At 70.0% G+C, this 19,697-nt stretch carries 24 protein-coding genes; 13 read left to right on the forward strand and 11 right to left on the reverse strand.

The window, feature by feature from the left end:
* The first annotated feature begins 84 nt into the window (after positions 1-84).
* Complete coding sequence (locus DMC61_RS07480; RefSeq protein WP_199749925.1) at positions 85-792, forward strand: alpha/beta fold hydrolase; 708 nt, start codon at positions 85-87, stop codon at positions 790-792.
* Here DMC61_RS07480 and DMC61_RS07485 read toward each other — a convergent pair.
* Together DMC61_RS07485 and dut are read right to left on the reverse strand one after the other, a co-directional pair.
* Complete coding sequence (locus tag DMC61_RS07485) at positions 789-1,442, reverse strand: DUF3710 domain-containing protein (protein WP_125687857.1); 654 nt, start codon at positions 1,440-1,442, stop codon at positions 789-791. The two genes, DMC61_RS07480 and DMC61_RS07485, sit on opposite strands and share 4 nt — an antisense overlap.
* On the reverse strand, positions 1,442-1,924 hold the full coding sequence (dut, locus tag DMC61_RS07490; protein WP_007033571.1) for a dUTP diphosphatase: 483 nt from the start codon (positions 1,922-1,924) through the stop codon (positions 1,442-1,444). The genes DMC61_RS07485 and dut overlap by 1 nt, the downstream gene beginning before the upstream one ends.
* Before the next feature lie 24 nt (positions 1,925-1,948).
* Between dut and DMC61_RS07495 the strand changes: the two genes are divergently transcribed.
* Positions 1,949-2,443: a DUF3093 domain-containing protein gene (locus DMC61_RS07495; RefSeq protein WP_125687859.1), complete on the forward strand. Its 495-nt coding sequence runs from the start codon at positions 1,949-1,951 to the stop codon at positions 2,441-2,443.
* Positions 2,444-2,551: 108 nt separating this feature from the next.
* Here DMC61_RS07495 and DMC61_RS07500 read toward each other — a convergent pair whose 3' ends face one another.
* A complete protein-coding gene (locus DMC61_RS07500) occupies positions 2,552-2,860 on the reverse strand; it encodes a DUF4193 domain-containing protein (RefSeq protein ID WP_005164528.1) in 309 nt (102 codons plus the stop codon).
* Positions 2,861-3,314: 454 nt separating this feature from the next.
* Here DMC61_RS07500 and cei point away from each other — a divergent pair, with 454 nt between their 5' ends.
* The gene (cei, locus tag DMC61_RS07505; RefSeq protein WP_125687861.1) at positions 3,315-3,998 is read left to right on the forward strand and encodes an envelope integrity protein Cei; all 684 of its coding nucleotides are present in this window, start codon (positions 3,315-3,317) and stop codon (positions 3,996-3,998) included.
* 68 nt (positions 3,999-4,066) lie between these two features.
* Here cei and DMC61_RS07510 read toward each other — a convergent pair whose 3' ends face one another.
* Positions 4,067-4,885 carry an inositol monophosphatase family protein gene (locus tag DMC61_RS07510; RefSeq protein WP_125687863.1) on the reverse strand — a complete coding sequence of 273 codons (819 nt, stop codon included), beginning with the start codon at positions 4,883-4,885 and terminating at the stop codon, positions 4,067-4,069.
* 67 nt (positions 4,886-4,952) lie between these two features.
* On the opposite strand from DMC61_RS07510, the gene ppgK reads away from it, so the two are divergent.
* Positions 4,953-5,714, forward strand: a complete 762-nt coding sequence (ppgK, locus tag DMC61_RS07515) for a polyphosphate--glucose phosphotransferase (protein ID WP_043848708.1) — start codon at positions 4,953-4,955, stop codon at positions 5,712-5,714.
* A gap of 246 nt (positions 5,715-5,960) precedes the next feature.
* A complete protein-coding gene (locus DMC61_RS07520) occupies positions 5,961-7,361 on the forward strand; it encodes an RNA polymerase sigma factor (RefSeq protein WP_016332951.1) in 1,401 nt (466 codons plus the stop codon).
* A 269-nt stretch (positions 7,362-7,630) separates the two neighbouring features.
* On the opposite strand, the gene DMC61_RS07525 is transcribed toward DMC61_RS07520, so the two are convergent.
* Together DMC61_RS07525 and DMC61_RS07530 are read right to left on the reverse strand one after the other, a co-directional pair.
* Positions 7,631-8,830 carry a hypothetical protein gene (locus DMC61_RS07525; RefSeq protein ID WP_233594726.1) on the reverse strand — a complete coding sequence of 400 codons (1,200 nt, stop codon included), beginning with the start codon at positions 8,828-8,830 and terminating at the stop codon, positions 7,631-7,633.
* 46 nt (positions 8,831-8,876) lie between these two features.
* Entirely contained in the window at positions 8,877-9,143 is a 267-nt protein-coding gene (locus tag DMC61_RS07530; protein ID WP_125687867.1) for a hypothetical protein, read from the reverse strand.
* Between the two features lie 62 nt (positions 9,144-9,205).
* On the opposite strand from DMC61_RS07530, the gene DMC61_RS07535 reads away from it, so the two are divergent.
* Positions 9,206-9,997, forward strand: a complete 792-nt coding sequence (locus DMC61_RS07535; protein WP_125687869.1) for a bifunctional 2-polyprenyl-6-hydroxyphenol methylase/3-demethylubiquinol 3-O-methyltransferase UbiG — start codon at positions 9,206-9,208, stop codon at positions 9,995-9,997.
* Positions 9,994-11,184, forward strand: a complete 1,191-nt coding sequence (locus DMC61_RS07540; protein ID WP_125687871.1) for a hypothetical protein — start codon at positions 9,994-9,996, stop codon at positions 11,182-11,184. Before DMC61_RS07535 ends, DMC61_RS07540 begins: the two co-directional genes overlap by 4 nt.
* Here DMC61_RS07540 and DMC61_RS07545 read toward each other — a convergent pair.
* Together DMC61_RS07545 and DMC61_RS07550 are read right to left on the reverse strand one after the other, a co-directional pair.
* Entirely contained in the window at positions 11,176-11,385 is a 210-nt protein-coding gene (locus tag DMC61_RS07545; RefSeq protein WP_016332945.1) for a hypothetical protein, read from the reverse strand. The two genes, DMC61_RS07540 and DMC61_RS07545, sit on opposite strands and share 9 nt — an antisense overlap.
* On the reverse strand, positions 11,382-11,966 hold the full coding sequence (locus DMC61_RS07550) for a hypothetical protein (protein ID WP_125687873.1): 585 nt from the start codon (positions 11,964-11,966) through the stop codon (positions 11,382-11,384). The genes DMC61_RS07545 and DMC61_RS07550 overlap by 4 nt, the downstream gene beginning before the upstream one ends.
* 110 nt (positions 11,967-12,076) lie before the next feature.
* Here DMC61_RS07550 and DMC61_RS07555 point away from each other — a divergent pair, with 110 nt between their 5' ends.
* From DMC61_RS07555 to DMC61_RS07565, 3 genes are all read left to right on the forward strand, one after another.
* Positions 12,077-13,255, forward strand: a complete 1,179-nt coding sequence (locus DMC61_RS07555) for a sensor histidine kinase (protein ID WP_125687875.1) — start codon at positions 12,077-12,079, stop codon at positions 13,253-13,255.
* Positions 13,252-13,914: a response regulator transcription factor gene (locus DMC61_RS07560; RefSeq protein WP_016332942.1), complete on the forward strand. Its 663-nt coding sequence runs from the start codon at positions 13,252-13,254 to the stop codon at positions 13,912-13,914. Before DMC61_RS07555 ends, DMC61_RS07560 begins: the two co-directional genes overlap by 4 nt.
* A 362-nt stretch (positions 13,915-14,276) precedes the next feature.
* A complete protein-coding gene (locus DMC61_RS07565) occupies positions 14,277-15,716 on the forward strand; it encodes an APC family permease (protein ID WP_125688145.1) in 1,440 nt (479 codons plus the stop codon).
* Here DMC61_RS07565 and DMC61_RS07570 read toward each other — a convergent pair.
* From DMC61_RS07570 to DMC61_RS07580, 3 genes are read right to left on the reverse strand one after another with little or no spacing between them, the layout of a single operon-like run.
* Positions 15,691-16,359, reverse strand: coding sequence for a hypothetical protein (locus DMC61_RS07570; RefSeq protein WP_125688147.1), 669 nt, complete (start codon positions 16,357-16,359; stop codon positions 15,691-15,693). The two genes, DMC61_RS07565 and DMC61_RS07570, sit on opposite strands and share 26 nt — an antisense overlap.
* Positions 16,359-16,775, reverse strand: a complete 417-nt coding sequence (locus tag DMC61_RS07575; RefSeq protein ID WP_125687877.1) for a GNAT family N-acetyltransferase — start codon at positions 16,773-16,775, stop codon at positions 16,359-16,361. The genes DMC61_RS07570 and DMC61_RS07575 overlap by 1 nt, the downstream gene beginning before the upstream one ends.
* A gap of 46 nt (positions 16,776-16,821) precedes the next feature.
* Positions 16,822-17,616, reverse strand: coding sequence for a DMT family transporter (locus DMC61_RS07580; protein WP_125687879.1), 795 nt, complete (start codon positions 17,614-17,616; stop codon positions 16,822-16,824).
* A 339-nt stretch (positions 17,617-17,955) separates the two neighbouring features.
* Here DMC61_RS07580 and DMC61_RS41570 point away from each other — a divergent pair, with 339 nt between their 5' ends.
* The 3 genes from DMC61_RS41570 to DMC61_RS07595 all read left to right on the forward strand — a co-directional run bounded on the left by DMC61_RS41570 (position 17,956) and on the right by DMC61_RS07595 (position 19,691).
* Positions 17,956-18,135: a hypothetical protein gene (locus DMC61_RS41570; RefSeq protein ID WP_016332937.1), complete on the forward strand. Its 180-nt coding sequence runs from the start codon at positions 17,956-17,958 to the stop codon at positions 18,133-18,135.
* A 106-nt stretch (positions 18,136-18,241) separates the two neighbouring features.
* Positions 18,242-19,105 carry an alpha/beta fold hydrolase gene (locus DMC61_RS07590; RefSeq protein WP_125687881.1) on the forward strand — a complete coding sequence of 288 codons (864 nt, stop codon included), beginning with the start codon at positions 18,242-18,244 and terminating at the stop codon, positions 19,103-19,105.
* On the forward strand, positions 19,086-19,691 hold the full coding sequence (locus DMC61_RS07595) for a TetR/AcrR family transcriptional regulator (RefSeq protein WP_125687883.1): 606 nt from the start codon (positions 19,086-19,088) through the stop codon (positions 19,689-19,691). Before DMC61_RS07590 ends, DMC61_RS07595 begins: the two co-directional genes overlap by 20 nt.
* The last annotated feature ends 6 nt before the right edge of the window (positions 19,692-19,697 follow it).

Raw genomic sequence — 19,697 nt, forward strand, 5'->3', positions numbered from 1 at the left:
GGGGCCCCCGACTTGAACGGCCCGTGCGTAATCCAGCGTAACTGTGCTCCGACCAGGAGAACGGGTTTAGGGGAATATCGCAACGTGACCTCCGCTATTCCGCCTACGACGGCAGTAGTACTCCCCGGCACCGGGTCCGACGAAGTGTTCGTGCGCGCCGTGTTCGACGGTCCGCTGCGGGCGCTCGGCATCCGGCTGATCGCCCCGCCGCCCCCTCCTGGCGAGAGGCTCGCGAAGGGCTATCTCGCGGAGCTGGACAGGCTCGCCGGCGAGCACGGTCCGCTGCTCGTGGGCGGCATCTCGTTCGGCGCGCATCTCTCGGCGGAGTGGGCGGCGCGGAATCCGGGCCACTGCACCGGCCTGCTGGCCGCGCTCCCGGCCTGGAACGGCCCGGCCGGACGAGCACCCGCGTCGCTCGCCGCGCGGCTGTCAGCGGATCTGGTGGCCGAAAACGGGGTCGGCGGCGCGCTGGCGAAATCCTCCGACGGCGTCCCGGAGTGGCTCGCGGCGGAGCTCGGCCGCGCGTGGCGGCGGCACGGCGCCGGGCTGGCGGCGAGCCTGCGGACGGCCGCGGCCCATCCCGCCCCGTCGCTCGAAGACCTGAAGGGCCTCGACGTGCCCGCGGGGATCGGCGCGTGCGTGGACGATCCGATCCATCCCGCGGAGGTCGCCCGCGCCTGGGCGGACGCCCTGCCGCGCGCCGAGGTCGGCGAGTCGACGCTCACCGCCCTCGGCGCGGACCGGGAGTCACTGGGCCGGGCGACCGTGCTGGCCTGGCTGAGGGCTCGTTAACCCTGCTGCTCGGCGATGTGCTGCGCGACGGCGTCGGGCAGCGTGATGGTCAGCGGGGTGCGGACCGGCATCGGCGCGTCACCGCGGTCGACGATGGTGTGCCGCACGATCTCCCGCAGCACGGCCGGCGCCTGCGCCGCCTGCGACTGCGGCCCGGCGATGACGCCGCGGAGCATCCAGCGCGGGCCGTCGACCCCGACGAACCGCAGCGCGACGTCGCCGACGATCGCGGACAGCTCCAGCCCCCACTCCCCCATGCCGACCGAGACCTTGGCGCCGTCGGCCCGCAGCTGCTCGGTGAGCTCGGTGCTGACGTCCTTCCACAGGCCGCCGGACCGGGGCGCCGCGTAGCCGCTGACGGTGATCTGGCCCTGTTCGGTGACGACGTGCACCGCGCGGACGCCGCCGCTCTCCGGGTCCATCTCGACCTGGACCTGGGAACCGTCGGGCACCGGCACCTTCACCGAGCCGAGGTCGATCCTCGGGATGCCGTCCTCGGGCGCGTCGGCGAGGTCGAAGGGGCCGTCGGAGGTCTCCGACAGCTGCGACTCGATCTCTTCGTCCGCTTCGTCGACGGCGGGACGCTCGTCGACCTCGGGCGCGGCGTGCCGTCCGGTCGGCTTCGCGCGCTTGCGTCCGAAAATCCCCACTAGTTCTCCGTTCCTTCCCTGGCTCCGGCTCCCAGTGTGGCGTGTCCGCCCGTGGAGCCATACCCTCCCTCGCCGCGCTCGGACGGCTCGAGCTCGGCGACCTCGACGAACTCGGCCTGTTCGACCCGTTGCACGACCAGCTGCGCGATCCGGTCGCCGCGGGTGAGCACGACCTTCTCGGAGAGATCATGGTTGATCAGGCAGACGCGGATCTCACCGCGGTACCCGGAGTCGATCGTGCCGGGGGTGTTGACGACCGAGAGGCCGACGCGGGCGGCGAGACCCGAACGCGGGTGGACGAAGCCCGCGTAGCCGGGCGGCAGCGCGATCGCGACGCCCGTGCCGACGACGCCGCGTTCACCGGGCGCGAGCACGAGATCCGAGGTGGTGACGAGGTCGGCGCCCGCGTCGCCGGGGCGCGCGTAGGCGGGAAGGGGGACCGAAGGATCGATCCGGGAAAGCAGTACCTGAACGGTGGACACGGGCGGCGAGACTACCCTGAAGAGGTGGTTGAAAGTGTGAGCGCGGCCGAAGGCGGCGACGTCAAGCATTCAGAGCGGCTCTATGTCCCGTGGTGGGGCTGGCCGTTGCCGCTGCTGGGCGGCGGGCTGCTGGCGGCGGAGATCGACATGGGCTACCCCGGGCTCCGCGGGTGGCTGCCGTACGTGGTGCTGATCCCCGCGGTGATCGCGCTGATGATCTCGCTCGGCCGGTCCCGCGTCCGGGTGACCGGTGGCGACGAGCCGGAGCTGTGGCTGCGCGACGCGCACCTTCCGCTCAAATTCGTCGGCGACGTCGACGTCATCGACAAGGAGGCCAAGCGCAAGGCGCTCGGCCGCGACGCCGATCCGGCGGCGTTCGTGCTGCACCGGGGCTGGGTCGGCCCGGTGGTGCGGGTCTGGCTCACCGACCCCGACGACCCGACGCCGTACTGGCTGTTCAGCACCCGGCATCCGGAGAAGGTGGCCGCGCTGCTGCGCCACCCCGCCTCGAAGCCCTAGACACGGGCTCGTGCCTGTTCAGGAAAGGGGGCCGGCCACCTGGCCGGCCCCCTTATTCCTGTTCAGACCCCGAAACCCCCTGTCGCGCCGTCCCCTGTGCCCGTAGGCTCAGGCGCAGTCGCGGCAGATGAGCCGTCCGCCACTCTCCTCCGCCAGCCTGCTGCGGTGATGCACCAGGAAACAGACGGAGCAGGTGAACTCGTCGGCCTGCTTGGGCACGACCTTGACGGTCAGGTCCTCCCCGGAAAGTCCGGAGAGGTCCGCGCCCGGCAGCTCGAAGTTCTCGGCGGTCGCGTCCTCGTCGACGTCCACGACGCCGGACTGGTTTTCGTTACGCCGTGCCTTCAGCTCTTCCAACGAGTCTTCGGCCAGCTCGTCGGCTTCGCTGCGGCGCGGAGCGTCGTAGTCGGTCGCCATTAGTCCCTCACCCCTGCGATGCTTTCGATGTCAGATGGCCCGGACACGCGAGCGTGCGGCTCGTGAGTCCTTCGTGCCGCTGGTTAACGTCCCAGCGCCCCTGTTTGTGCCCGGCTGGGCAGTGAGCGAGGTCTCTCTTTTGCGCCTCTTACTGCCGCCTGAGCCCGCGAAGGGTAGCTCACGCCGATACCGTCTCTGCAACGAGTCAGACATTGCCGCGATTACGTCACCCAACAGGGGGAACCCTGCTGTCAAGACGCCTGTCGTCCGAATGGGTTGCGCCCGCGTCGGGTACCTCACCCCTTGGGCCCGGCTGCTTGCCCGGAGTGGCCATCGCGTGGTGCTATCCGGAGGCCCGCGCCGATCACCCTCGCCGCAACGCATAGGCTGATCGGACACGATGGTGAGATGAAGCACCGTCCGGGGATCCGGGCTTTGGGGAAGGGACTGGCAGGTGGCGTCGGGGAACGGCATCGGGGACCGCGGGGCGAGGCCGTATCGCAAGCACAATCCGCTGCCCGCGCTCATCGTCATCGGGGTGATGGCCCTCGGCGCGGTCATCGTCTGGGTGAACGTCGTGGCGAGCAAATCCGACATCGACGCCAGGGTCCGCTGCGATCCGCCGCCCGTGGCGCCGCAGGGTGTCACCTACACGCCGCTGGCGCACAACGGCCTCGACGACCGCGCGCCGGTCCCGCCGGACAAGGTCGCCGTCCAGGTGCTCAACGGCTCCCAAGTGCGCGGCCAGGGCGGCATCGTCACCAGCACGCTCCGGGAACTCGGTTTCTCCCAGATCGTCGAGCCGGACGTCGACCCGGCCTACAAGAACGCGGAAGCCAAGTGCCGCGGCCAGATCCGCTTCGGCGAGAACGGCGCCGCCGCGGCCCGCACGCTGAGCCTGGTGGTCCCGTGCGCCGAACTGGTCAAGGACAACCGCAAGGACGCTTCGGTCACCCTCACCACCGGCACCCTGCTCGGCGACGTCCGCCCGAAGGCGGAGGCGCGTCAGGTCCTCGACCAGCTCACGAAGTGGTCGAAGGCGCAGCAGGGCAGCGGCGGCGGTGAGCAGTCCGCGGGCGGCGGTGCCCCGGTGATCGACCAGGCGCTGCTGAAGGCCGCTCGCGAAGCCCCCTGCTGACCCGCTCTCAAGCGCTATGAACGGTCCGTTCCTTGCAAAATTTGCAAGGAACGGACCGTTCATAGCATTCAGATCGTGCCCACACCCGAGTCGATGAGCGCCTGACGCAACGGAGGCGCGATCGACGGCGCCACCGCGAACGTCGCGTCCGGCCCCAGCGCGGCGTCCTCCCCCGGCAGCGACACCTGAGCACCCGCCTCGGCCGCGATCAGCGCGCCGGCGGCCCAGTCCCAGTGCCCGAGGCCGTGTTCGACGTAGGCGTCCAGCCAGCCCGCCGCGACGGCGCACAGGTCCAGCGAAGCGGCCCCGTTGCGCCGGACGTCCCGCACCCGGGTGGCCAGTTCCGCGACGAACCGGGCCTGCTTCGTCCGCCGTTCGACCTTGTAGGCGAATCCGGTGCCGACGAGCGTCAGATCCAGCCGAGAAGGGGCGTTGACCGCCAGCGGCCGCCCGTCGAGGAACGCGCCCTGCCCGCGCGCGGCGGTCCAGCGGCGCCCGCTGACCGGTTCGACGACGGCGCCCGCCACCGACACCCCGCCGACCTGCGCGGCCACCGACACGGCGAACCACGGCAGCCCGTAGAGGAAGTTCACCGTCCCGTCGATCGGGTCGACCACCCAGGTCACGCCGTCGCCGGCGATCCCGCCGCCCTCCTCGCCGAGCACGGCGTCGTCGGGGCGCAGTTCGGCGAGCCGCGCACGCACCAGCCGCTCCGACTCGTGGTCCACCGCGGTCACCACGTCGGTGTCGGCGGATTTGGTGTCCACCCGCACCTCGCGGCCCGCGTTCATCCCGGTCCAGGCCTCGCGGACCAGTTCGGCGGCCTCGCCCGCGACACGCTCGGCGACACCCTTCAGCAACGTCTCGTCAACTCCCACGTCCGCCATGTCACCACATCCGGTTAAAGTCTCCGAGGCAGGCTTCTGAATCGTGCGAGAAGGGACCACGTCCGTGGTGGAGGCGACCCGAGGGTTCGGTATCGACATCGGCGGCAGCGGGATCAAGGGCGCGCTGGTGGACTTGGCGCAGGGACAGCTGATCGGCGACCGGATCCGCATCGACACGCCGAAGCCGTCGACCCCGGAGGCGGTGGCGGACGTCGTCGCCGAGATCACCGGCCAGGCGGGCTGGGACGGCCCGGTGGGGGTCACCCTGCCCGCGGTGGTCAAGAAGGGGGTCGCGCACACCGCGGCCAACATCGACCGCAAGTGGATCGGCACCGACGCCGACGCCCTGTTCGCCAAACGCCTCGGCCGCGGCGTCGACGACATCGCGATGCTCAACGACGCGGACGCCGCCGGCATGGCCGAGATCCGCTGGGGCGACCCGGCTGCGCGGCGCGGCGTGACGGCGCTGCTGACCTTCGGCACCGGCATCGGCAGCGCGGTCTTCCAGGACGGCAAGCTGGTGCCCAACACCGAGTTCGGCCACATCGAGGTCGACGGCTTCGACGCGGAGAAGAAGGCCGCGGCGTCGGTGAAGGACAACGAGGAACTGTCGTATCCCGAATGGGCGGAACGGGTGAACAGGTATCTCTCCGTGCTGGAAAACCTGATCTGGCCGGATCTGTTCATCGTCGGCGGCGGGGTCAGCAAGAAGTCGCACAAATGGGTCCCGCTGCTGGACATCCGCACGCCGGTGATCGTCGCGTCGTTGCAGAACAACGCGGGCATCGTCGGCGCGGCGGCCGCCGCGGCGGAGGGCATCGAGCACTGACGCGACCACGCTGACAACAGCCCCGCGGATGTCACTTCGGCGCGTCGCACGGCGTGTCGCGCCCGCCGTTCGGTGGTCCGCGCCGAGACGCTGTCACGTATCGTCGTTACAATGGAACACGGCCCCCGGCGGCGGCACCCACGAGAACGAGGGAAACCGCAGGCCGAGGGGTGTTCCCCGAAGTTTGAGGCAGCCGAGACCATCACGCCTCGGCTCGTCATGATCGACCGCTGCGAAAGGGCGTAAGTGGCAGCCGCAAGAACCGCAACCCGAAGCGGGACGAAGACAGCGACCGCAGCCGGCGAGCCGGCCGACGAGGCAGCCACCGACGCGGCGAAGCCCGCGGCGCGCAAGACCGCCGCCAAGGCGGCCGGCGCGAAGAAGGCCCCGGCGAAGAAGGCTCCGGCCAAGAAACCCAGCACCAAGAGTGCGAAGACCGAAGACGGCGACCCGGAAGACGGTCCCGGCGACCTCGACGAGGCCGACCTCGAAACCCCGGATCTGTCCGACCTCGAAGAGGTCGAGGTGGATGTCGTCGACGCGTCCGTCACCGAGGAGACGGACGAAGACGCGGAGTCCGAGGAGGACGTCGAAGAGACGCCCGCCCGCGGGCGCCGCACGTCGACCGACAAGAACGCCGGCAAGTCTTCCGACAACCCGGACTTCGTCTGGGACGAGGAAGAGTCCGAGGCGCTGCGCCAGGCCCGCAAGGACGCCGAGCTCACCGCTTCGGCCGACTCGGTCCGCGCGTACCTCAAGCAGATCGGCAAGGTCGCCCTGCTGAACGCCGAGGAGGAGGTGGAGCTCGCCAAGCGCATCGAGGCCGGGCTCTACGCCGCCGAGCGCGTCCGCAACGCCGAGGAGGAGGGCGAGAAGCTCGTCACCCAGATGCGGCGCGACCTCAAGTGGATCGTGCGCGACGGTGAGCGGGCGAAGAACCACCTCCTGGAGGCGAACCTCCGGCTCGTGGTCTCGCTGGCCAAGCGCTACACCGGCCGCGGCATGGCGTTCCTGGACCTGATCCAGGAGGGCAACCTCGGCCTGATCCGCGCGGTCGAGAAGTTCGACTACACCAAGGGCTACAAGTTCTCCACGTACGCCACCTGGTGGATCCGTCAGGCGATCACCCGCGCGATGGCCGACCAGGCCCGCACCATCCGTATCCCGGTGCACATGGTCGAGGTCATCAACAAGCTCGGCCGCATACAGCGTGAACTGCTGCAGGACCTCGGCCGCGAGCCCACCCCCGAAGAGCTCGCGAAGGAAATGGACATCTCCCCGGAGAAGGTCCTCGAGATCCAGCAGTACGCCCGCGAGCCGATCTCGCTCGACCAGACCATCGGCGACGAGGGCGACTCGCAGCTCGGTGACTTCATCGAAGACTCCGAGGCCGTCGTCGCGGTCGACGCGGTGTCGTTCACGCTGCTGCAGGACCAGCTCCAGTCGGTGCTGCAGACGCTGTCCGAACGCGAGGCGGGTGTGGTGCGGCTGCGGTTCGGTCTCACCGACGGCCAGCCGCGCACGCTCGACGAGATCGGCCAGGTGTACGGGGTCACCCGTGAGCGCATCCGGCAGATCGAGTCGAAGACGATGTCGAAGCTGCGTCACCCGTCGCGTTCGCAGGTGCTGCGCGACTACCTGGACTGAGCCCAGGGTTCACGGAAAACCCCGTCACCGTTTCGGTGGCGGGGTTTTTCGCATCCGGTGTCGAATCGCGGCCCGCCCTGGTGTCTGTACCGCCTCGCCCTGCGCCGGGCCATCGGGGTGGCGGGGTGGCTTAGGCACCTGCTGCCGGTGCGCAGGCGGCGGTTTCGCGTGATTGAACGGACGACACACGTGTTGGAGGGGACGACACACGTGATCGGACGGACGACTCGCGGCGGAACCGGTTATCGAGTCACGGACTTGGGCGGGGTTCAGGGCCTGCCGGTCAGGGTGGTCCACGGGACGTGCACGGTCACCCGCTCCCGCAGCTGTTCGTTCATCAGCCACAGCTCCCCCGTGGCCGGCCAGTACGACAGGTTCTGCGAGTTCACCGGCGCCCGGCCGCTCAGCCGCGACGTCGACGTGCCGCCGACCCCGCCGTGCAGGCACGAAGGATGGTCGCCCGCCACCCCGGCGTACTCGGGACACACACCGGTCAGCACGAAATATCCGTTGCGCGACACCGCTCCCTGCATGCCCCACACCGGCGACACGAAGCCTTCCTTCGCGTGCACGGTGCCGTCGGCCGACACCTTGGGCAGCCCGGTCGCGCGGTCGAACGGCCACCGCAGCACCCGGCCGCCAGCCGCGTTCGGGATGTGCTCCGCGGTCACGATCGAGCCGTCGCTGTGGTCGAACGACATCGTCGCCAGACACGGCCGCGTCCCGGGCGCGTTGGTGCAGGCACCGCCGCCGGGGTACCAGTACGCGCCGATCTGCGGCATCGCGTAGTCGTAGAACGCCGCGTGGTACTTGCCGTCCGGGCCCTTCCCGACGACGCCGGAGCTGTCGTCGACCTTCCAGAAGTGCGTGGTGTCGAAGACCCGCACCACGCCCCCGGTGGTCGCGACGAACAGCCGGTTGCCGATCCAGGTCATGCCGTGGCCATGTCCTTGCACGACGGCGAAGTTGTCGTCCGACGTCGGTTCGACGAGCAGCACGTGCCGGTAGCCCAGCCCGGTCGCGTCCACAAAGGACAGACGGACCATGGTGTCGCCGGGGGTGTGCCAGGACGTCGCCACCACCCGTTTACCGCCGACCTTCCCGGTCGCCGCGTCCGCGTCGCCGGAACCGGTCAGGCCCTGAGGGATCCAGTCGTTGGTCTTGTCGTCGTTGGCGTCTTCCCAGCAGAAGCCCGCCGGTTTCAGCGCCGTCGCGAGATGGGTCGCGTGGCACAACGGCCGCGCCTTCCGGTTCGCCGACGACAGGATCTCCGGCAACCCGCGGGCCGGGAGGTGTTTCTCCAGCGCGGCGATCCGGGCGCCGTAGGTGCCGAAGGTCGAACCGGAGGTCCAGCGGAAACCGTCGACCGTGGCCGCGTCCATCTTCGGGAAGGCGGCCGCGGCGGAGGCCACGCCCGGGAGGAGCGCGAACACCAGCAGGAGTGAAGCGAGAAGTCCCAGCCTCTTCATGTCCGCGAGCCTTCCGCCCGCGCGCATACGTTCGATACAAACCGTGTCAGGACACGGAAAGCCCGCGCTCGGCCAGGGATTCCTCGACGCGCAGCCGTTCGATCTCCCGGTCGAAGCCCTCCGGCAGTTCACCCAGCCGGTGCACCCGGCGGAGATCGGCGGCGAGTTTCTCGATGGGCGGCCCCGCCGGGAGTTCCGGCCGGCGGCGGGCGCGCCACCACCGCACCCCGGCCGGTACTTTCAGCGCGCACCAGAAAAGCACCGAAGGCGCCACGGCGACAACGGCGTACAGCGCGACAGGCCCGATGGCCACGACTCATGGTAATCCCGCGCGGAGCACCGGAGAAACCGCGAATCCGGGCTATATTCGCGACTGTGCTGACCGAGGGCTATCGCTACCCGGACGCCGGCGACCACGTCACCGGTGTGTTCATCCGACGGCACGAACCCTACGACGGCTACTGGACGGCCAGCGAGGACCGCGCGCTCGCGAAGGTCGCCGAGCGGCTCACCGAGATCCTCGCCCCACGCGAACGGGTCAAGGCGCTCGACGCCGGCTGCGGCGAAGGCCGCCTTCTCCCCTGGCTCGCCCGGTTCTCCGCCGACGTCACCGCCGCGGATCCCGACCCGGACAGGCTGGCCAAGGCACGCGAGACCGTCGTCGAGGACACCGCGTTCTCCTTCGCCGTCTCGCCGATCACGGATCTGGACGGCGGCCCGTACGACCTCGTGCTGTGCAGTCACGTCATCCAGCACGTGCCGACCCCGGACGTCGGCCCGATCCTGCGGCGGCTGGCCGGGATCACCGCGCCCGGCGGCGTGCTGGTGCTCGCCTGCAGCCGGTCGCCGATCGGGCAGGGCGCGTTCAGTCTCGACAGTGTCGAAGCGGGCGGCGAAGTCCGTTCACGCCGGGTATCGCGCGAAGAGTTCGACAAGGCGCTGCACGACGGCGGCCCGGCGCTCCCGGTCCGCTATCTGGACCCTGCGGAGATCGCCGCCGACGCGGCCGAAGCGGGCTGGCGCACCGAGTGGGAGTGGACGTACCACGTCCTCGACGATCTCGGCCCGGCCGACGAGCACATCGACCGCGACGAACTGGTCAACGCCTCCGGCCCGCTGCGCCGTCACCTCGGCCGGGACCTGATCACCCTGCTGCGCCGCGGATGACCGCGGTTCTCCTCACCTTCGCCTGGGCGGTCCCGCTGTCGGAGCGGGAGGCCGGGAAGGTGCTGGACGGCGGACGGGACCGCGGCCTGCTGGCCCACCTCGACGGGAAACTCGGCGACGAGTGGACGGCGGCGGAGAACTTCCTGGCCAATTACACGACACCGCCGCGAAGACGGATACTGCGCAAACGCAGGCTCGCGATCCGCGTCGGCGAGACCGGTCTGCCGTGCGAACTCGTCGTCACCTGGCATCCCGCCTATCACGCGATGACGCTGGTCCTCGCCACCACCATCACCGGCGCGGCGGCGGACGGGCCCGCCGCCGAGTTCGACCTCGCCATCGCCATCCTGCAGAGCCTTCAGGGCCGGGAGACGTCGAACGGGGAACGAGGGCTGCACGGCCGCTACGGCGAGAAGACGTTCCCGTCGCTGCTCAAGGCCGTCACCCATGTCTTCGAGGACCTGACCAAGGGCTGCGGCCTCACCGAAGGGCTCGGCCGCAAGGGCTGGTGCGTCGAACTGCGGTCCCACGACGGGCATCCGCCCGCCCAGCGGGTCGCCGCCGATCCCCGGCCGTTCTACGGGCTGGCGACCAGCGACGAGGGCTGGCGGTTCGTGCCCCGCGAGGTCGCCAGGGACGCCCTCGGCCCGTCGTGGGGCACGCGGTCGTTCGTCGCCGCGTACACGATGGCGGGCGGGATCGTCTGCCTCAACAGCAAGGACGCCGAGTACGTCGAGCACCAGGCCGGGCTGATGCGCGGCCCGTTCGGCGACGCCGAGCCGTATTTCGGCATCGACAGCGAGATCGGCGGGCTCGACCACGGGATGCTCTTCATCCTCGAACGGGTGCTGATCCGGATGGCGCTGGCCGACCAGTGGCTGGCGTCGATGAAGAAGACCGGGAGCCGCACCCGGCTGTTGCGCGGCTCGCTCGACGACATCCTCGAAATGCTGCATTCGGTGCTGCCGCCCGAGATCGATTCGCTGGAGCGCCGGCTGGTCACCAGCATGGGCGTCGAGCGGATCATCGCCCAGCTCGACCGCCAGGCCGAGGCGATGGACGAGGAGACCAGGTACGCCTACGAGAACACGGTGAGCGCGCGGGTCACGCGGCTCACCGTGGTGACCGTCGTGCTGACGGTCGTCACCATCGTCCTCGGGGTCCTGCAGGTGCTCGTCTCACTCTGACCGGCGGCGCTGCTTGCGGGCGCGTTCGGCGAACAGCACCCCCACCCCCGCGGCCACCATCAGCGCGCTCGCCACCACGTGCATCCCCGGCGGGAGCAGATGGAGCTGGACGAACCAGCTCGGGTTCGTGCTCCCCAGCAACCGGTTGATCAGCCCGCCGCCGCCCTGCACCAGCAGGATGATCCCCAGCAGTTCGATCATCGTCGTACCCCTTCCCCGACCTTGTCCTTGGGTGACAACTCCTGCCACAGCGGCCCGGTGGCGAACCAGATGGCGGTCAAGACCCCCAGCCTCGGCAGCCAGCCCCACAACGGGTCGACCTGTGCGGTGCCGCCGGCCATGACGATCAGCAGGAGCAGCACCCCGGCGGCCAGCCCGCAGGCCAGCACGCATTTGAACCAGTCACGCCATTCGGCGCGCAGCTTCTCCCGGCCCCTCGGTTTGGGCGGCGGTGGCGGCCCGCCCGCGAACCGGTGCGCGAACCGCACGTCGGCCCACTTGATCATCGAATGCCCGAACACCACGCTGAAGCCCAGGTACACCGCGGCGAGGCCGTGCACGAAGTTCGCCGTGGCCCCGTTGCGCAGATCGATGACGGTCGCGACTAGCACGACGATGTCGATCACCGGGGTCAGGAGCAGCAGCGCGACACCGGTGCGCTTGAGCTTGAGCGGATAGCGGGCCACGAGGCCGGCGAGGATGGCGACCCAGAAACCGATCTCCCCGCCGGCGATCACGGCCGCCATCGGGTTTTCCGCGATGAAGTCCCAGATCTTGTTCACGAGCCGAGTCTGTCCCGGGAGACGGCGAGTCCGCGTCGGCGTACGGCACGAGATCACCGTCATCAGTTCGTAGGACCCCGTGGCGGGTGCCGGTGTGCTGGGATGGAACGGTGCCCACGTTCGTCCCGCGCCTGAACCACCTCGCCGAATGGAAACAGGACCTCGTCATCGCCTTCGGCACCTGGGTCCTCGGCGTGCTGGTCTATCTCAGCGGGATGCACGTGCTGCTCAACGGCAAGGACGACACGCCACTGTGGATCCGGCTGACCGAGCTGACCGTGTTGTGCCTCCTGCAACTGCTGCGCCGCAAAGTCCCTTTCGGACTGCTGTGCGGGCTCGTCGTCCTCGCCGTGGACATCGCGTTCGGTCCCTCGCTGCCGATCTTCGTCATCTTCACCGACTTCCTCTACGCGACGACGCTGTACGGCTCACGACGTGTCAGCCGGGTGATGATCGGCGTCGCCGCGGTCGGGACGCTCGCGGCGGTCTGCCTGGCGCTCCTCTTCTCCGCACAGTGGCGTACGGCGATCCTCGTCGCGTTCGCGTTCCTGCCGTTCCTGGTCACCCCGGTGTGGTGGGCGGCGAACGTCCGTCAGCAGCGGGACATCGCCCACAACGAGCGGGCGAACGCGGTCCAGCTGGCCACGATCGGCGAGCTGGACCGGAAGGCCGCCGTGGCCGGGGAACGGTCGAAGATGGCGCGGGATCTGCACGACGTCATCGCCGGGCATCTCTCGGCGATCGCGATCCAGTCCGAAGCCGCGCTGTCGATGGCCACCGCCGACCCGAAGCTGTCCAGGAAGGTGCTGGAATCGGTGCGGGAGAACAGTGTCAGCGCGCTGGAGGAGATGCGCGCGATGATCGGGCTGCTGCGCGCGGACACCGAGATCGAGCCGACCGCGCCCGCCCGGCTGGCCGAACTGTCCAAACTGGTCGAATCGGCGCGGGCGAGCGGGCTGGCGGTCGAGCTCGGCGCGGTGCCGGACCGGTCGGCCGAGCTGCCCGCCGCGGTCGACCTCACCGCGTACCGGATCGCGCAGGAGGCGCTGACCAACGCGATGAAACACGCTCCCGGCGGGCGGGCCGTCCTCGACATCCGGTCGAGCGGCGGCATACTCACCGTCGAGGTGCGCAACGATCTTCAGCCGGGCCGCTCCGGCGACGGCGGGACCGGCCTCGGCCTGCTGAACATGCGGGAACGCGCCGCCGCGGTGGGCGGCACCTTCACCGCCGGGCCGTCCGGCGGTCGCTGGCTGGTCCGCGCCGAACTGCCTCTGGAGGGGTCTTGAGCGACGGGAACATCAGGGTGCTGGTCGCCGACGACCACGGCGCGATCCGTGCCGGGCTGATGATGATCCTCGGCAACGCCGAGGGCATCGAGGTGGTCGGCGAGGCCGCGGACGGCGCCATCGCCGTCCGCCAGGCGAAGGCGCTGAAGCCGGACGTCGTGCTGATGGACGTGCGGATGCCCGGGGTCGACGGCATCGCGGCCACGCGGGAACTGACCGCGGAGGGGTTGTGCGAGGTCCTCGTGCTCACCACCTTCGATCTCGACGAGTACGTCCACGCCGCGCTGCGGGCGGGCGCGGCCGGGTTCCTGCTGAAGTCGGTGGAGGCGTCGCGGCTGATCGAGGCGGTGAAGCTGGTCGCGGCGGGCGAAGGAGTGCTCGCGCCGCAGGTCACGCGGAAGCTGATCGCCGCGTTCGCCGCCGGGACCCGCGAACCTTCCGCCGTCCCCGCCGGGCTCGAAGACCTGACCGAACGCGAACGCGAAGTGCTGGCGTGCCTGGGCGGCGGCCTGTCCAACGCGCAGATCGGGACGCGGCTGCACATCGGCGAGACCACGGTGAAGACACACGTCTCCCGGGTGCTGACGAAACTGGGGCTGCGGTCACGCGTGCAGGCGGCGATCCTGGCGCAGGAGAACGGTGTCGTGCTGGAGGGCTGAGCTCCCTTCCTGTCCGGGCGGTTCCGTTGTTGTCGCGCGTGGGCTGAAGGCTCCCTTCACCGCGTCTGATGCGGCGAAAGCTCCCTTCGCCTCCGCCGGATACGGGTCGTGAGTGGCGTTTCGGGTTTGAGCCAACCGCCGGCGTGAGCGAAGGCGTAACTCGCGTGATCAGGGACGTGACTCGCGTGACTGGACGCCGCACTCGGTGTTCCGCCGCTGATCACGCGAGTTCCGGCTTCAATCACGCGAGTTCCGGCTTTGATCACGTGAGTGCGGTTTCACGACCAGCTGGACCGCTCCCACCGATCTGCGAGGTGGGCGGCGATCTTCTAGCGTGACCCTTCATGCGGCGAACTCTGGACGTGGACGAGGTCCTGAAACGGCAGGATTCCGGTGAGCTGAAACGCCGCCTGCACGGGCGCGACCTGATCGGGTTCGGGGTCGGCATCATCATCGGCACCGGGATCTTCACCCTCGCCGGGGTCGAGGCGAAGACCCACGCGGGCCCGTCGGTGACGCTGTCGTTCGTGCTCGGCGCGGTCGTGGCCGGGATGGCCGCCCTCTGTTACGCCGAACTCGCCTCCAGCGTGCCGACGGCCGGAAGCGCCTACACCTACGCCTTCGCCACCCTCGGCGAGACCTTCGCCTGGATCATCGGCTGGGATCTGCTGCTCGAATTCGCCCTCGGCGCGGCCGTCGTGTCCCGCGGCTGGTCCGGCTACCTCGCGAATCTGATGGGGCTCTCCCCCGACTGGTTCGGCGAAGACGCGAAGGTGAACATAGGCGCGGTCGTGATCATCGCCGTGCTGACCGTGATCGCCGTCCTCGGCATCAAGGAGTCGGCGCGGGTGACGAATCTGCTCGTGCTGGTCAAGGTCGCGGTGTGCGTGCTGATCCTCGCGGTCGGCGTGTTCTACATCCGCGGCGAGAACCTCACGCCGTTCATCCCGGCCGCGCAGCCGCCGACGGAGACCGCCGGGACACTGCATCAGCCGATCGTGCAAGCCGTGCTCGGGCTCGAACAGTCCGTCTACGGCATCGCCGGGATGGTGACCGCCGCGGCCGTCGTCTTCTTCGCCTACACCGGTTTCGAGGCGCTCGCCAACCTCGGCGAGGAGACCGTGAACCCGAAACGCGATCTGCGGGTCGGCATCCTCGGCGCGCTCGGCGTCTGCGCGCTGCTCTACATCGGGGTCTCGCTGGTGCTGACCGGGATGGTGCCGTTCGCCGAGATCGACGCGGGCGCCCCGCTCGCCGACGCCTTCGACCGGGTCGGCCAGCACTGGGTGGGCGCGCTGATCTCGCTCGGCGCCGTCACCGGGCTGACGTCGGTGATGATGGTGGAGCTGGTGACGATCGGCCGGATCGGCTTCGCGATGGGCCGCGACGGCCTGCTGCCGAAGAAGTTCGGCACGGCGCATCCGCGCTGGGGCACCCCGCACCGGATGACCATCGCCGGCGCGGTGCTGATCGCGGCGCTGGCCGCGTTCGTCCCGATCTCCGAACTCGCCGACATGGTCAGCATCGGCGCCCTGTCGGCGATGATCATCGTCGCGCTGGCCGTCCCGGTGCTGCGCAAACGACGGCCGGACCTGGAACGCCCGTTCACCGTGCCGTTCTCGCCGTATCTGCCCATCGTGGCGGCGCTGGCGTGCTTCTACCTGATGCTGAACCTCGACGTGATGACGTGGCTGCGGTTCGCCGCGTGGCTGGGCCTCGGCATGCTGATCTATCTCTTCTACGGGCGCAAGCATTCCCGCTTCGCGAAGGACGAACTCAGCTCCACAGACCGGCCGTCGTGATCGCGGCGGCGGCGGCCTCGGTGTCGCCGTCGTCCACCACGACCAGCATCCGCTTCAGCGCCGCGGCCATCCATTCCACCGGCTGGTCGTGCAAACCGTTGTCCCCCAAGGACGGATAACCGTCCATAATGGACACCAGGGTGCCTTCGGCGCCGATCCGCATCCCGGCGGCCAGCACGTGATGCCCGGCGGGCGGACGCCAGCGCGACGACCACAGCGGCGGGATCCCGGTGTCGAGATAGTCGAGCAGCGCTCGCGCCGGGGTGTCGTGCGCGCCGAATTCGCCCGCGTCGACCTCCGCGATCAACGCGACCCTCGGCAGCCGCCACAGCGCGGCCAGGAGCATGAACAACGAATGCGGAGCCCAGTTCCCGGTGGCGGGCACGGCGACGAGCCGTCCGCCCGACAGCGTTTCGATCGCCCGCGCAAGGCCTTCGTGTGTGGTGCCGGACAGGGCCGCGACCTCGTCCTGGCCCGCGACGTCGAAACCCGCCGCGCGGAGGGCGGCCAGCGCGGTGAACGGCCCGGCTAGCCCGTCCCGCTGCGGGAGTTCGGCCCGCGCGACGGCGACGAGGTGCTCGCCCCCTGGCAGCCAGCGGCGATCGGACAGCCCCGTCCGGTCGCCGTCGATTCCGGACGACATCAGTCTTCGAACGTCCACGACTGCATGATGAACGGCCCGTCGTTCGACGCACCGGCCGAGGTGTAGGTCGCCAGCGCGGCCTGGTTGTCCGTTTCGACCCCGACCCACATCCCACGGCAGCCGCGCTCCCGCGCGATACCGGCCAGCGCGTCGACGAGGTCACGGCCGATCCCGCGCCGCTGGTAGTCGGGGCTGACGTCGAGTTCGTTGAGGAACATCTCGGTGCCCTTGTCCGGATGCGTCACCTCGGTACCGGTGATCATCCCCACCGGTTCGCCGTCCTCGTAGGCGACGAGGAGGTGGTTCTCCTCCCCCGCGAGGAACTTCTCGGACGCCTCCCGTTGCGCGGGGCCGTCGAACAGGTGCTGAGCGGCGACGACCTCCTCGACGGTGCCCGCCCGCCGGATCTCGGCCACGTGTCCTCCCGGTGCTGAAAGCGCCACAGACCGCTCAGTATCCCGCTCAGAGGGGCGCCGAGTCATCACGTTTCCCCGGAGAGCGCAGCGCCACCCCGGCGACGACGGCCAGCGTGCCGAGGGCCTCGGGCAGGGCCGGGACCTGACGGAGCCAGAGGAAGCCGATCACGCCCGCCGTGACCGGCAGCAACGCGAGCAGCAGCGCGAACCGCGCCTGCCCGGCCTTGCGCAGGACCACTTGGTCGAGCGCGTACGGCACGACGGTCGAGAGCACCCCCACCCCGACACCGAGCAGCAGCAAACGTGGCGAACCCCACACCGCCCCGGTGCCGAGCGCCAGCGGCGACAGCACCACGGTGCCGACCGCGAAGCCGACGGCCAGCCCGTCGATCCCGTTCCCGCCGACCGCGACACGCTTCCCGAGCAGGATGTACCCGGCCCAGGCGGCCGCCGCGCCGAGGGCGAACAGCACGCCGAGCAGGCTGCCTTCGAGCCGCACGTCCGCGATGGCGACCACCCCGGCCACCACCAGCAGCAGCGCGAGGACGTCGCGCCGGGTCCGCGAGCCGAACGCGGCGACCACCACGGGCCCGGCGAACTCGAGGGCGACCGCGGTGCCCAGCGGCAGCCGCGCGATCGCCTCGTAGAACAGCACGTTCATCCCGGCGGTGACGACGCCGAAGGCGCCCGCGAGCAGGAACGTGCGGCCGGTCCACGCCGAGCGGGGTGGCCTGCGCCACGCGAGGAGGACCACGGCCGCCCCGAGACAGCGGAGCCAGGCCACCCCCGCGGGGGAGGCGACCGAAAAGAGACCTACGGCGACGGCCGCACCGGCGTACATCGAAATTCCGCTGAGAACGAACAAGACCGGCGCAGGCACGCTCGCGACACGGTTCCGGACGACTGCGATTCCCACCCCTGCATGGTGCCTGACGTGGGAAAAGAGCCTTCGGCGGGGAGTCTTCTCCCACGTTGCGTGATTACGCTACGGCATCCGAGGTAATTACCAGTGACAAATGAGACACCCGCACGGGAACACTTGCGGGCCGCCGAACGTCTGGAAGAGTGGAAGCACGAACACGGCGGAGCCGGGAACGAACGTTGCCGGCATCAGTGCCGAAGTGGTCGTAGCTGGATCGATGGCACCGGGCCACCGGTGCCGGGACGGAGGGAGACTCCAATGACTTCACCGACGCTCACCCGCCCCGAACTGACCGCTGCCGACCGATGCGACCGGTGTGGAGCTGCAGCCCAGGTTCGAGCCATTCTCAGCACCGGTGGCGAGTTGCTCTTCTGTGGTCACCACGCCCGCGCACACGAGACGAAGCTCAAGGAAATGTCCGCGGACATTCAGCGGTAGCCCACCAGTCCACGACCACCGGCGGCCGGCTACTCCCCTCGGGGAGAGAGCCGGCCGCCCTGTTTTTGTCCTTCAAAAACATACAGACAGCATGTATGTTGATGCCATGACGACCAGCGACCTGCTCGGCGAAGCACACGTGGTGGATCTCGGCGACGCCCGCCTCCGCTATCGCGACCGCGGCGACGGCCCTCCCGTGGTCTTCGTGCACGGCCTGCTGACCAACGGCCTGCTCTGGCGCAAGGTGGCGCCCGCGGTCGCCGGCGCCGGCTTCCGCTGCCTGACCCCGGACTGGCCGCTGGGTTCGCACGAGATCCCGGTCCCCCACGCCGAGCTGAGCCCGCCCGGGGTCGCGGCGCTCATCGCGCGGTTCCTCGAAGCGCTCGACCTGACCGACGTCACCGTGGTCGCGAACGACACCGGCGGCGCGCTGACGCAACTGCTCATGACCACGAACCCGGAGCGGGTGGGCCGGGTCGTGCTGACCCCGTCGGACTGCTTCGAGCGCTTCCTGCCGCCGTTGTTCGCGGGGCTGAGCCCGCTGGCGCGGATCCCCGGCGGCGTCGGGCTGGTGACCGCGGCGCTGCGCTGGCGGTGGCTCCTGAAGGCGACGGACTTCCTCTGGCTGGCCAAGCACCCGGTGCCGGACCACATCCTCGACGCGTACCTGCTGCCCAGCCGCCGGAGCGCGGAGATCCGCGACGATCTGCGCCGGTTCCTGGCGAGCGTCCACCACCGCTACACCCTGACCGCCGCCGAGCGGCTCCCCGCCTTCACCAAGCCCGTGCTGCTGGCCTGGACGCCCGAAGACCGGCACTTCCCGTTGTGGGTGGGCCGCAAGCTCGCCGGGGTCCTGCCGAACGCCGAACTGAAGACGATCGAGGACTCCTACGCCTTCGTGCCGGAGGACCAGCCGGAGCGGCTGAGCGGCATGATGGTGGAATTCCTGCGTGCCCACGCCACGACGTAGCCAGACCGAACGCTCGCAGTCGACGCAGGCCGCGTTGATCACGGCGGCGCGGACACTGTTCGCCGAACAGGGTTACGCCGCCGTTCCCGCCGACGAGATCGTCCGGGCGGCAGGCGTCACCCGCGGCGCGCTGTACCACCACTTCGGGGACAAACAGGGGCTGTTCCGCGCGGTGATCGAGCAGATCGAAACGGAGATCACCGAGGAGCTGAAGACCGTCCTGGCTGCCGCGGCCGCCCCGTGGACGGGGGCGCTCGGGGTGCTGAGCCGGTTCCTGGACCTGTGCCTGCGGCCCGAGGTGGTGCGGATCGCGCTCACCGACGCGGTCTCCGTCCTCGGCTGGCAGGAATGGCGTGAGCTGGAGGCCCGGTACGGGCTGGGCCTGATCACGGAGATCCTGGAGTCCGCCGCGGCGGACGGGCTGCTGATCGACGCGCCCATCCCGGAGCTGGCGCAGCTGGCGCTGAGTGCCTGCGCGGAGGCGGCGCTGATGATCGCGCACGCCGAAGACCGCGAAGCCGCGAAGGAGAAGTCCCTGGCCGCCCTGGTGGCCCTGCTGTCCGGCCTCCTGAAAGAACGCGTTTAGTCCTCT

Source organism: Amycolatopsis sp. WAC 04169 (genome assembly GCF_003947535.1).
Lineage (GTDB): Bacteria > Actinomycetota > Actinomycetes > Mycobacteriales > Pseudonocardiaceae > Amycolatopsis > Amycolatopsis keratiniphila.

Excerpts from the sequence above, each read along its gene's own strand:
- DMC61_RS07500 (WP_005164528.1), bottom strand. The coding sequence starts at position 2,860 with ATGGCGACCGACTACGACGCTCCGCGCCGCAGCGAAGCCGACGAGCTG.
- DMC61_RS07540 (WP_125687871.1), top strand. The coding sequence starts at position 9,994 with ATGACCGCGGTTCTCCTCACCTTCGCCTGGGCGGTCCCGCTGTCGGAG.
- DMC61_RS07580 (WP_125687879.1), bottom strand. The coding sequence starts at position 17,616 with ATGTACGCCGGTGCGGCCGTCGCCGTAGGTCTCTTTTCGGTCGCCTCC.
- DMC61_RS07545 (WP_016332945.1), bottom strand. The coding sequence starts at position 11,385 with ATGATCGAACTGCTGGGGATCATCCTGCTGGTGCAGGGCGGCGGCGGG.
- DMC61_RS07510 (WP_125687863.1), bottom strand. The coding sequence starts at position 4,885 with ATGGCGGACGTGGGAGTTGACGAGACGTTGCTGAAGGGTGTCGCCGAG.
- DMC61_RS07570 (WP_125688147.1), bottom strand. The coding sequence starts at position 16,359 with ATGTCGTCCGGAATCGACGGCGACCGGACGGGGCTGTCCGATCGCCGC.
- DMC61_RS07525 (WP_233594726.1), bottom strand. The coding sequence starts at position 8,830 with ATGAAGAGGCTGGGACTTCTCGCTTCACTCCTGCTGGTGTTCGCGCTC.
- DMC61_RS07590 (WP_125687881.1), top strand. The coding sequence starts at position 18,242 with ATGACGACCAGCGACCTGCTCGGCGAAGCACACGTGGTGGATCTCGGC.
- DMC61_RS41570 (WP_016332937.1), top strand. The coding sequence starts at position 17,956 with ATGACTTCACCGACGCTCACCCGCCCCGAACTGACCGCTGCCGACCGA.